The organism is Marisediminitalea sp. (genome assembly GCF_984433645.1).
The window spans coordinates 1-11,994 of sequence record NZ_CFIDRX010000023.1 but is presented as its reverse complement, the minus strand read 5'-3'; the positions used below and the strand labels follow the sequence as shown (position 1 = coordinate 11,994).

General features: G+C 49.7%; 7 protein-coding genes. 1 reads left to right on the top strand and 6 read right to left on the bottom strand.

The features are described 5' to 3' along the window. Positions 1 to 44 precede the first annotated feature (44 nt). The 5 genes from AC4MRN_RS05090 to fabB all read right to left on the bottom strand — a co-directional run bounded on the left by AC4MRN_RS05090 (position 45) and on the right by fabB (position 9,100). Positions 45 to 1,013, bottom strand: a complete 969-nt coding sequence (locus AC4MRN_RS05090; protein ID WP_491202672.1) for a nucleoside hydrolase — start codon at positions 1,011 to 1,013, stop codon at positions 45 to 47. Between the two features lie 310 nt (positions 1,014 to 1,323). Then, positions 1,324 to 5,157: a FimV/HubP family polar landmark protein gene (locus AC4MRN_RS05085; protein WP_491202671.1), complete on the bottom strand. Its 3,834-nt coding sequence runs from the start codon at positions 5,155 to 5,157 to the stop codon at positions 1,324 to 1,326. Positions 5,158 to 5,583: 426 nt separating this feature from the next. Beyond that, on the bottom strand, positions 5,584 to 6,600 hold the full coding sequence (locus AC4MRN_RS05080; protein ID WP_491202670.1) for an aspartate-semialdehyde dehydrogenase: 1,017 nt from the start codon (positions 6,598 to 6,600) through the stop codon (positions 5,584 to 5,586). Between the two features lie 37 nt (positions 6,601 to 6,637). Further along, on the bottom strand, positions 6,638 to 7,783 hold the full coding sequence (locus AC4MRN_RS05075; RefSeq protein ID WP_487966541.1) for a 4-phosphoerythronate dehydrogenase: 1,146 nt from the start codon (positions 7,781 to 7,783) through the stop codon (positions 6,638 to 6,640). Between the two features lie 105 nt (positions 7,784 to 7,888). Then, on the bottom strand, positions 7,889 to 9,100 hold the full coding sequence (fabB, locus tag AC4MRN_RS05070) for a beta-ketoacyl-ACP synthase I (protein ID WP_491202669.1): 1,212 nt from the start codon (positions 9,098 to 9,100) through the stop codon (positions 7,889 to 7,891). A 235-nt stretch (positions 9,101 to 9,335) separates the two neighbouring features. Between fabB and mnmC the strand changes: the two genes are divergently transcribed. Beyond that, positions 9,336 to 11,351 carry a bifunctional tRNA (5-methylaminomethyl-2-thiouridine)(34)-methyltransferase MnmC2/FAD-dependent 5-carboxymethylaminomethyl-2-thiouridine(34) oxidoreductase MnmC1 gene (gene mnmC / locus AC4MRN_RS05065; RefSeq protein WP_491202668.1) on the top strand — a complete coding sequence of 672 codons (2,016 nt, stop codon included), beginning with the start codon at positions 9,336 to 9,338 and terminating at the stop codon, positions 11,349 to 11,351. A 167-nt stretch (positions 11,352 to 11,518) separates the two neighbouring features. Here mnmC and AC4MRN_RS05060 read toward each other — a convergent pair. Further along, positions 11,519 to 11,994 (bottom strand): aldo/keto reductase (locus AC4MRN_RS05060; protein ID WP_491202667.1); only part of this gene is annotated, 476 nt, incomplete at its 5' end.

The window sequence follows — 11,994 nt, the reverse complement described above, 5'->3', positions numbered from 1 at the left end:
TCTGTTGCCATGCGACAGAGGTTTAGCCAGAGCGTCTGCATACTTCATGACTTTGTATTATTCAGCTTCATCACCGCCAAAAAGTCAGCAAATGTTAGCCTGGCATCTATTGAGCGAAATACTCGAATCGGGCGTTCCACCCGTTCTTTTCCATAGCTGCCGTCAGGATTGATGACCCTTGACGCCATTGTGTCACTTTGGCTGCTTTGTACAGACAGAGCACTCAGTGTAACTAGTGGGTGATCGCCCATAGTCAGCGCGCCGCCCATGTCTACAAACGGAGGTAAGTGTGTATATTGTTCATATAGCCAGGTTGCAGCCGGCGATACAGGTTTGAAATCTATGGCCATTTCCGCCACCGAATATTGCATCTGACGGTATGTACTAACCGGAATTTGCCAAATTGGCACCGTGCTCTGTTCAAACACGTACTTTGCCGCGTCGAGGTCGGTCATGAGATTGTATTCCGGCTCTCCCGTCGGATAATCACCACCGCCAATCCATATCAGGGTCATGCGCTGAGCGATTGCAGGTTCAAGTTTTAGTGCTTCGGCAAGATTAGTCAGTGGCCCGCCGCAGGTGAAAAATAAGGGTAAATCACTGTCTTGCATAGCCGCTTGCACAATAGCTTTAGCGGCATTAGATGGTTCATTATGATCCCGACTATTCAAGTCATAACCCGGGGAAACGGGCACGTCTTCCGTCCCGAGCAAAGCCAATAGCTTATTCGCTTTTTGCGCGCCTGCCACCGCGGTATCCCTATCCCGGTAACTAAATTTCGCTAATTCAGGATCTAAAGCCGATACAGTAATTAGCACCGTTTCCGTTTTTTTACTGAGTAACTGGTGGGCTAACGCTGCTAACCCATCCGGATCGCCGGCAAAGTCGTTGTCAACGATCACTCTGGCACTTACCCGCTGTGTGATTTCTCTTTCCTCAGCATTCACCAGCCAACACTGACTCAGTACCAATACAAAAACGGTTTGAATTCCGTATTTACACAATAATTTCATGATTCAACACTTCTTAAAACAATCAATGAAACCAAGTGTGCGATGCGAATACCCGGCCGTAAAATAGCCATTTTTAGGTAGTGTATACAAACAACCTATACATGGGGTTCTATCAGAAGGCTTTGCAGTGTAGGCAGAATGTAGTTCGGTATGGATTAACTACGGTGAAATGCACCGGCCAGAAAAAAGGCCCGATGCCAGAACGAATCGCGTTCTGCCTTTCGGACCATCTTACATTGTGTGGTGCTGTTTCAGGCAAGTTGTTCAGGGCCTGAGATATTCAGCCTATTTGAGCTGCTGCAATGCCCGGCTATGCGCTGAGTGTTTTAAGCAAGCTTTCTGCTTCCGCTTTTTGATTGTCGGAGCCTTTATCCATCACTTCTTCGAGCAACTCTTTGGCGGCTTCCGGGTCGTCCATTTCAATGTAAACCCGAGCTAGATCAAGATTTGCATTCTGGCCTGCGTCTTTGTCGATATCAAATACATCATCGTCGTCGCTTACGCCGCTGAATTCTGACAAACTGACATCTAAATCAAGCTCTCGCTCCGCTTCGTCCTCTTCCGTAGCATCAGACTCAGCCATTAGCGTTTCCACATCCACAAAATCGTCTTCTATAGAAGCATCAATGGGATTATCGGATTCAGCGCTGTCTTCTGCATCCGTTTCGGTCAACGCGTCGTCAGTAACGTCACTCGCCGGTGCTTCCGTTGCTTCTTCGCTGAACAGTGCCTGCAAATCCAAATCCGGATTGTCCAGTTTGAAGTCTTCCAGCGCTTTATCTTCAGGCTCTTCACTGTCGATAGCGCCGAGTAATTCGTCAAACTCACTGTTGTCGAGTTCATCCAGAATAGCCGCTTCTTCGCCGCTGCTACCTTCCGTTAGCCAGTCGTCCAGTCCAGGGACATCTTCGAGTTCATCAATATCGACTGAATCGCGCTGTTCTTTTGACGCAGCGTCTGGCAATACGCCGTCCTGTTCCTGCTCCAGTTCAAAGCTGTCGATTTCTTTCTCAAAATCGTCCAGCGCCTGTCCCAGCAGATCATCATCGAAGCCATCGTCTGATGGTGTTTCGCCCGATTCAGCCTGTTCAGAAAATGACGGGATGTCGTCCATCATTTGCTTGTCGAAATCTGCCAATGCTTTTTCAAAGGCGGCCTCGCCTGTTAGCGCATCGTCATCTACGTCAGATTCGGCGTCTTCAAGACCTTCGTCGGCCAGATCGTTTGTTTCGGGTTCAGTGCTATCTACTTGGGCCTCTGCCTGCTCTTCTGCCAGCGCATCAGCACGGTCGAGTTCGTCGAGCTCTTCCAGAATAGCTTTAGTCAGGTCCTCTTCAGCTTCATCAGCCTCATCAGCCTGATTTTCGGCTTCGGCATCTGATTCTGGGTCAATGTCTGATATTGAATCTGCTTCTGGCTCAGATTCCACGTCAAACTCTTCTGATTCCAGTGCATCCTCAGTTACGTCTTCAGTCTCTGGCAGAGTGTCTGATAGAGCCTCTGCGTCATTGTTGAGTGCGTCCTCGGCGGGCTCTTCTAAGAGCACCTCTTCCGAGAGCTCGTCTTCTGAAGCTAATTCATCTGATGTCGCTTCTTCAGCCTGCGCGTTTAACTCATCGAGTAATTCGTCGGTTAGAGCATCGTCATCTGCCAGCTCTTCAGCGTTCTCCGATGTGACCTCGTTATCTGCTTCTACCGATAACGCCATGTCGTCTTCTGATGATTCGAGCTCAGCCAGTAACTCGTCGGTCAGCGAGTCTTCCGGCATGTCATCTTCGATGTTTTCCGGCGCATCGTCCAGTGTGTCGACGGCGTCTTGTTCACTTTCGTCAGCCGATGCTTGGTCTGAATCGGCAAGGTCGTCGGCGTCTTCTAACTCAGCGTCAAGTTCAGCCAGCAGCTCATCGGTTAGCGGGTCATCCAGTTGTGAATCGTCGAAATCGTCCTCAACTTCGACCTCTGCTTCTGATTCTGAATCTGGTTCAGAGTCTGGCTCTGGCTCGAACTCGCCCAGCTCCTGTAACAGTTCATCGGTCAAATCGTCGGAAACGTCTTCGTCAAAACTGCTCTCATCCACATCATCTGCCGGTGCTTCCGGCAATGGCGACACGTCCAGTTCATCGTCTTCTGGTAACTCTGCTTCCAATTCGGCCAGCAGCTCGTCGGACAACGGATCTTCAAACACATCCGCATTCTCGATGTCATCGATATTGATTTCATCGAGGTCGTCAGTAATGTCGTCAATGCTTTGCAGTTTCGATTCTGCTTCGGTATCGGTTTGCTCCTGAGTGTCGATGACATCCTCGTCGAGGTCTTCATCATCCAGATCGCCGGCAAGGTCGCCCATCATTTCAATCTGGTCAATTTCGCTGATTATGCTGTCAGTTAAGCGGTCCAAAGCCTGTGACTGCTGGGAAATTTCCTCATCCAGCTTGCCCAGCATCTCTTCGCTAACCGGGCCGTCGTCTACTGGTAAAGCGGCTTTGTCTTCCTCTGTTGGTTGGTTTTCTTCCAACAAATCATCGATCGAAATTTCCGGCTTATCGTCGTCTTCATCATCAACCGGACTTTCAATCGGTACAGCGGCAATATCGTCATCAGACTCATCAAGTTCATCAATGTCTGATTGTGGTTCAATTTCTGGCTCAGGCTCAGGTGCAGGCGCTTGTTCTGCATCCAGCAACGCATCGATGTCGTCGATATCAAAATCATCATCTGCGGCGTTATCAGCCAGGATATCGTCGATGTCATCACCTGACACCTCTTCACTTTCTTCTGATTTATAAACCTGTTCAGGATCTTCAAGCAGGGCCGCTAACTCTTCGTCGCTGGTTTGATCCTCGTCCCCTGCCAGTGACTCGCCATCCTCAACATCGTTTAATTCACCTAAGTCCGCAGCCTGTTGCTCTGACTCGAAGTCTTCCAGTAAGTCATCGTCGGCGGAAAGGTCTATGGCATCGTCGTCGGTATCATCGGCAAATTCGTCATCGAACAAACTGTCCAGTTCGTCCTGGTCCAGCTCGCTGTCACCTTCCTCGAAAGGATCAGAGCCTTCGTCAGGTACCAGCATGTCATCGTTTAGATCAGCAAACGATTCATCTTCATTTAATGAAGACTCCAACTCCGTCGACAGCACGTCGTCGAGTAAATCGTCGTCGTTAAACAACTCTTCATCGGAGAGTTCATTGTCGTCGATATCGCTTTCGATGGCCGTCGACAGGTCAGCAATACTTTCATCGACTTCTGGTGCCGGTTGCTCAGGCAATTTCACCCCGGGTTCAGCAGGTGATGACTTTCGCTTCATCAGCCATACCGCCAGGCCGGCAATAAATGACAGGCTTAACAAAGCTGTACCAGCGATTAGCGCCATAGGGCTGGTAAGCATGGCCGCGATAGAATTTTCCTGCTCGGCTTGTTTCGCTGCGCGATCGCTCAGCAGGATTTCTTTTAATTCACGTTGAAGTGCCAGTTGTTCTTCGACCTTGGTTTCCACTTCGTCGTCTACCCGACCGCGAAGCGATTCCAAATCGGTATTTATTTTTTCGATACGGTCGTACAGTTTCCGGTTATCGTCGAGTAACGCCTGAACACTGTCGATTGATGCGGCAAACTGATTGCGTAACTCTTCAAACTGACGCGCTTGTGACTGGTCGATTTGCACCAGTTGCTGTTCTAACTCGGATTTAGTCTGAGTCAGATCATCCTGATTAACAAGCGGCACCGGTGGCTTAAGGTTATTCAGACTATCACCCGGCCGGGGTTCCATTCTCGCCCAGTCGGCGTCATCAGCTTCTGCTTTTAAGCGTGCTTTTATGGGATCGATTCGCGCGATATAACGGTCGGAAGGCAGCTTGAGGGTTGCCCCATCTACCATAAGATTTAAATTTTGCTGTTCAAACGCATCGGGATTCAGTTCGTAAATGGCCACCATCACCTGATATATCGTCAGGTTTTGATTTTGACGGTAACGATTAGCAATGCGCCACAGAGTATCCTGAGAGTCAATTGGGCCGTATACCGCACCAGAGAATTGGTCGGTAGCGTTTTTTGGCCCACGAAGCGGTGTGGTTTGCGCTGAAACGGGGTCGCTAACAATGCCGCATAGCATTATTAGTAGTAACCAACCCGTTAAATGCAATTTCATAGCGTTCCTTTATGCCCTCAAGCGTCGCGCAGTATGACAGCAAGTCAATCTGCACTCGCGCACTCAGTGTTCAATGAATAACTGAGTGAGTTTGTTGTTATTCTGGCAATCGCCCTGGTTTATTGGGTGGTACAGGCTTCGCTAGCGCCAGCAAATGCCTTTACCTTGCTCTTTTCATGTTTTGGCAGTGTGTTGGTGTATACCATTCACTGCGTTATACACAAAATATAAACCAGTTGGTCGGGTCGATCTAGGGAATGTTGCTCCCAGACAGCAAAAGCCCGAGCCTTTTACCTGTTTGGCTATCACACCAGCCCCCTGCAACAGCAGCATTGCAGGCTATGCTGAAGCGGTGTGCACAGCAAGCTTAAGTGTATTATCGACCAAGCTTGCTATAAGTTTATTAAATTTGTCAGCGAGTTACGTTTAAAGGTAGTCGCTAATCAACACTTCGGCAATTTGTACACTGTTGGTAGCCGCACCCTTGCGAATGTTATCTGACACTACCCAGAGGTTTAAACCCGACGGATGTGAAATGTCATTGCGCACGCGCCCCACGTGAACTAAATCATTACCACTGGCATTGCCGACCTGCGTTGGGAAGTCCTCGCGCGAATCGTACAGCTTGATTCCCGGCGCATCTGCCAGCAACTGTTTAGCGGCTTCGGCGTCGATTGGCATGCGGGTTTCAATGTGAATTGCCTCGCCATGCCCGTAAAATACCGGCACCCGAACTGCGGTAGCGTTTACTAAAATACTTTCGTCACCCATGATTTTCTGGGTTTCCCACACCATTTTCATTTCTTCTTTGGTGTAGTCATTGTCCATGAAAACATCGATTTGCGGGATCGCATTGAAAGCAATCTGACGGCTAAATGCTTCTGGCGTAATCTCACGGGAATTCATAAGCCCTGCGGTTTGCGTGGCCAGTTCTTCAAGCGCAGATTTACCGGCACCCGACACCGACTGATAAGTGCACACATTGATGCGTTCAATGCCAAAGGCTTCATGCAACGGTTTCAATGCTACCAGCATCTGAATGGTCGAACAGTTCGGATTAGCAATGATATTGCGATTGCGGAAGTCTGCCAGTGCATGGGCATTGACCTCAGGCACAACCAACGGGATATCAGGCTCGTAGCGGAACTGAGACGTGTTGTCGATAACAACACAACCGGCGTCGGCTGCTAAGGGCGCATATTTCTCAGACACACTGCCACCCGCCGAGAAAAACGCAAACTGAACCTGTGTCCAGTCAAAGCTTTCGGCATCCAGTACTTCGATGTCCTCGCCCTTAAACGTAATGGTGCCGCCTGCTGAGCGAGAACTCGCAAGTGGAAACAGTTCAGCAACCGGGAATTTCCGTTGCTCCAGCAGCTCGATCATGGTTTGACCAACCAGACCTGTGGCGCCCAGCACGGCTACGTTAAAGGCTTGTGACATAACAGTGTATTCTCCTGTATTTCTAACTTTGTAAATATTAAACGGTTTTTGGGTGCATACCCAATGCATTCAGCATGGCAATCGCCGCCTGCGGCAAGGGGCTGTGTGCCACAACCTGATGGCCGGCTAATTCGCGGCGAACGCGGTAGTGCTTGCGCATAAACGTAAACGCGACCTGATCTGCCAACCCTTGTCGAAAATGGCGATCGTCTTCGCTGATATCATACACACTTAATATGGCTTTCAGTACCAGTGAGAGCGCACTTTCAGGCGAACTATCCAACGCTGGCAGTTCAACCGCATCCGGTGGCGCTATAAAATCATCCAGTGTTAATTCTGGTGTCGAGCCTTGGAGCTCACACACGGCCTCATAAACACGCTGTGTTCCCAGCAATTTACCTTCAATGCTGTGTCCTGCGATGTGAGGCGTCGCCAGCCAGATCAACGGCAACAATGTTTGATCGATACCGGGCTCATTGTTAAACACGTCCAACACTACCGTTGGCGCATTCTCGCTTAACAATCGGTTTTTTAGCGCGGCCTCATCAATCACTTCACCACGACATGCGTTAATGAGTAGCTGTTGTGCATTCAGTTGCGCTAGCACGGCAGCATCAATCATGTGTTCGGTAGGAAAATATTCACCGGTTATCAGCGGTACATGCAGCGTGATCACGTCGCACGCTATTATAGACTGCCAGTCAGCAAATGTTCTTGTGTCACCCGCTTCCTGAAGCGGCGGGTCGTAAAGCTTATAGCGTACAGAGAGAGCATCAAGTAACCCCGATAGCGCAGTCCCGACGTGCCCGGCGCCCACTATACCCACGGTGGCAGTGTGCAAATCCAGCTTATTCGAAAGATGTGCGTTTGCCAGTACACTCAATACATATTCAGCTACGGCTTGCGCATTGCACCCTGCAGCTGAAGTCCAGTAAATACCCTGCTGCTGCAGATATTGCGTATCGATGTGGTTATACCCGGCGGTTGCTGTAGCAACCAGCGCTAATCGGTTGGCGCAGTTAAGTAAATCTGCATTCACTTTAGTGGTCGAGCGCACGGCCAGCACATCAACATCTACTAGATCTTCAGGCGTTAAAGTACCCGATTCGAACCCTTCGGCAGAGCCAAACGCATTTAAGTAGTCCGCAGCCAGCGGCATGGAGTTTTCGAAACGTATTTTCATGACCGCGAAGTGTATAGCAAAGCGGCTTGTGGGGCGATAAATTTTCTGTCTCAAACACAAAAACGCCCGCTGTGTAGCGGGCGCTTTTTAAAACATTAAAGTTTCTTAACTGTAGCGCTTAAAGACCAGGGTGGCGTTAGTGCCACCGAAGCCGAAGCTATTCGACATAATGGTATTAAGATGAGCTTCACGCGTGGACGTTACAACATCCAGGCCTTGTGCCGCTTCGTCCAGGTTGTCGATGTTGATAGATGGCGCAATAAAGTTGTTTTGCATCATCAATAAGCTGTAAATGGCTTCGTTCACACCAGCCGCACCCAGCGCATGACCAGTCAGTGACTTGGTTGACGCCAGTGGTACACCTTTATCACCGAATACTTCACGGATCGCGGCTAGCTCTTTTACGTCGCCAACCGGCGTTGACGTGCCGTGCGTGTTCAGGTAGTCAATTGGACCTTCTACGCCCTGCATGGCCATTTGCATACAGCGGATTGCGCCTTCACCTGACGGGGCAACCATGTCGTAACCATCAGAGGTAGCACCGTACCCTACGATTTCGCCATAGATTTTTGCACCACGTGCCAGCGCGTGTTCCAACTCTTCAACCACGACCATACCGCCGCCGCCACTGCTGACGAATCCGTCGCGATCCGCATCGTACGTGCGCGATGCCACAGCCGGGTTGTCGTTATACTTGGTAGACAGTGCGCCCATTGCGTCAAACTGAGAAGACAGTGCCCAGTGCAGTTCTTCACCACCACCGGCAAATACAATGTCCTGTTTACCCAGTTGAATCAGCTCTAATGCGTTACCAATACAATGCGCACTGGTTGCACACGCTGAAGAAATTGAATAGTTAACACCCAAAATTTTAAACGGTGTTGCCAGACACGCAGAAACGGTGGAGCCCATGCAGCGAGGTACCATGTAAGGACCTACGCGCTTGACGCCTTTTTCACGCAAAATGTCAGCAGAAGCCACCTGATTGTCAGATGACGCGCCACCTGAACCCGCAACAATACCCGTGCGGATATTCGAAATGTCAGACGCTTCCAGGCCGCTGTCTTCAACGGCTTGTTGCATGGCCACATAAGCGTAAGCAGCAGCATCGCCCATAAAGCGCATTGCTTTGCGGTCGATGTGTTCCTTGAGGTCAATATCAATATTGCCCCATACCTGACTCCGCAGTCCCATTTCTGCAAACTGCTCAGAATAAGTGATCCCAGACTTACCTTCTTTTAATGAGGCGGTAACTTCTTGTTGATTTGTGCCAATGCTGGATACGATGCCCAGCCCGGTAATAACTGCTCTTCTCATAATTATCCTTTTGCGTTAACGCGCCTATGGTAACGATTTTCATTTGCTAAGTGGTCTGCTCTTTTGCCCCAACCCTTAGCAATTTCATTCCACAGGTTATTTTTATCTGCGCCCTATGCTACGTAGATTATTGGTATGTTCAAGTGTAGTCGATGACATTGTATTGGAACAGTGAACCGAAAAGCGCTTGCTGGTATGATACCGCGCAATTTTATTGGCATAGTTTGACCGCTTCATGACAGAACCATTGCGATCCGCAAATGTACATTTTAACGATCAGGGCACGCCTGTTGCCGATGCCTTTGATGACGTCTATTTCTCCAATGACAGTGGCATTCAGGAAACCGAACATGTCTTCATGCAAGGCAATGATATTGCCGCGCGTTGGCAAGCCTGCACTCAGCCTCATTATGTGATTGCAGAGACCGGCTTTGGTACTGGTTTGAACTGCCTGGTGGCTATGCTGGCATTTGCCAGATTCCGAGATGCAAATCCTGACCACCCGCTGAAACGCTTGCATATTCTCAGTACCGAAAAGTTTCCAATCGCCGCCAGCGACTTAACCCGGGCACTCGCAGTGTTTCCTGACGTTGCGCCTCTTGTCGACACATTGGTAGCCCAGTATCCGCCTATGTTAAACGGTTGTCATCGACTTCAGTTTGAACGCTGGCATACGCAACTTGATTTGTGGCTGGGTGACGTCCACAACTTGTTACCTTGCTGGCATTGCCCGAAAGACGGCTTGGTTGACAGCTGGTTTTTAGACGGGTTTGCCCCTAGCAAGAACCCGGACATGTGGACTGACGCACTGTTTTCACAAATGGCCAGATTGAGTAAACCCGGTGCTGGCTTTGCCACCTTTACGGCGGCAGGCGTGGTAAAACGCGGTTTAAAAGAAGCCGGTTTTACAATTGAAAAGCGCAAAGGATTCGGCCGTAAGCGCGACATGCTAACAGGGATTCTTACCGACGCGCCGACACTGCGAACACATCAACCCTGGCACTACCGCTACCCGGATACGTCGCTTGGCAACGACGATACTGTTGCGGTTATCGGTGCTGGTTTAGCCGGTAGCAGTATTGCATTAGCGCTGTGTAAACGTGGGATCCCGGTCACGCTGTTTGGCAAAGCGCCAGAGCCGGCAGACGGCGCATCAGGCAATCGTCAGGGCGGCTTTTACCCGCAGCTTCAGGCTAGTTTTAGTCCTCCAGCCCGCATTCAGGCTCACAGCTTTTTATTTGCCTCACGGTATTATCAGCAACTGGCTGAACAAGGCGTCACTTTTACTCAGGCCCCCTGCGGCGTATTGTTGCTGGCATTTAACGATGAAGTCGCATCGAGACAACAGAAACTGGTCAGCAAGCAGCTCTGGCCAGAACAGATAATCTATCCTGTTACAAAGGATGAAGCCTCTGCACTCGCGGGTATACCAATGCAGCAAGGCGGCTTATTCTGCCCCCTTGGCGGCTGGATTAGCCCACAAGAACTGGTCAATGCTCAATTAACACTGGCAAGAAGCACAGGGTTACTAACCGAGAATTACGACTGCCCGGTAGATGTCACTACCAATGAGAATAGCGCACTCGTGACCGCCAAACAGTCAGGCCAGCAATGGTCGTTTTCACGAGCCGTCCTGGCCTGTGGTCATCACAGCATAGAACAAAGTGTGCTTTCGCATGTGCCGCTTCGCCCTGTTCGCGGTCAGGTTGAAGCAATTGCAGAGCACGCGCCGTTGGATTCACTGCGCACGGTGTTGTGTCACAAAGGGTATATGACACCCGCCTGGCAAGGTCGGTTAGCATTGGGGTCTACCTATGTAAAAGAGGATATTACCTGTGAACCGCGTCGTGAAGAAAGTGAACAAAACCTGGCAACCCACGCGAAAGCCATGGCAGATTACCCGTGGGCACAGAATATTGAGCATGACTATACCGCGCGCGCATCGATCCGAATGGGAGTTGCAGACCACCAGCCTGTTGTAGGTGCCGTTATTTCGCCGGACACCCTTACCCATCGCTACGAGCAACTTTACAAAGGTTTCCGTCCAGCAGATTATCCGCTTAACACCAGCGAACAAACGATTACCGTATTAACCGGTTTAGGATCCAGAGGTTTAACGACTGCCCCACTAATGGCCGAAATACTGGCAAGCCAATGGTGTGGTGAACCCTTGCCGATGGAAGAGGATTTACTTCAGGCTTTGGCACCTGAGCGCTTCATGTTACGAGAGATGAAAAAAAAGCCTCAATGATATTGAGGCTGATAACAAAATCGGAATCTGTTTCGTCAGTGTCCGCAGCTTTTGGTCATTAACGAACATCCAGAGACTGATTTACAGAGCACAGTGCTACTTAGGCCTGTCCAAATTGCACAAACATATACTTGTATAAGCTATCCTGAACAATGTGATTTCCCCAATTAGTCCCACGCAGGTGAAAAATCTGGGTTAGCCTGACGGTCGCCACAATCTAGCGCGTCAATTTTTGCGATGTCGTCGGCGTCTAACGTAAGTTCAAGCGCTTTGAAATTGGTTTCCAGATTTTTGCGCTTAGTCGACGATGGAATAGTGACCAAACCATGAGCCAGTTCCCAGGCTACAACCACCTCAGCAGTGCTTACACCATGCTTATCGGCAATCCCAGTGATAGTTTCGTCTTTTAGGACTTTGCCAACAGCAAACGGCATATATCCTGTAACCACAATGCCATGTTTCTCACACGCTTCACGCACTTTTTCATTAGTTAGATAAGGGTGCACTTCTACCTGATTCGTAGCGATAACGCCCTCACCTAAAATACTCACCGCTTCTTCAATTTGTGCCACGGTAAAGTTAGAAATACCTATTTCTTTTGTCAGGCCCAGTTCCTTAACGCGCAGCAATTCACCTAGGTAAG

What these genes read in the sequence shown, in the direction of transcription:
- AC4MRN_RS05090 (WP_491202672.1), bottom strand. Translation starts at nt 1,013, where the DNA reads ATGAAATTATTGTGTAAATACGGAATTCAAACCGTTTTTGTATTGGTA.
- AC4MRN_RS05085 (WP_491202671.1), bottom strand. Translation starts at nt 5,157, where the DNA reads ATGAAATTGCATTTAACGGGTTGGTTACTACTAATAATGCTATGCGGC.
- AC4MRN_RS05080 (WP_491202670.1), bottom strand. Translation starts at nt 6,600, where the DNA reads ATGTCACAAGCCTTTAACGTAGCCGTGCTGGGCGCCACAGGTCTGGTT.
- AC4MRN_RS05075 (WP_487966541.1), bottom strand. Translation starts at nt 7,783, where the DNA reads ATGAAAATACGTTTCGAAAACTCCATGCCGCTGGCTGCGGACTACTTA.
- fabB (WP_491202669.1), bottom strand. Translation starts at nt 9,100, where the DNA reads ATGAGAAGAGCAGTTATTACCGGGCTGGGCATCGTATCCAGCATTGGC.
- mnmC (WP_491202668.1), top strand. Translation starts at nt 9,336, where the DNA reads ATGACAGAACCATTGCGATCCGCAAATGTACATTTTAACGATCAGGGC.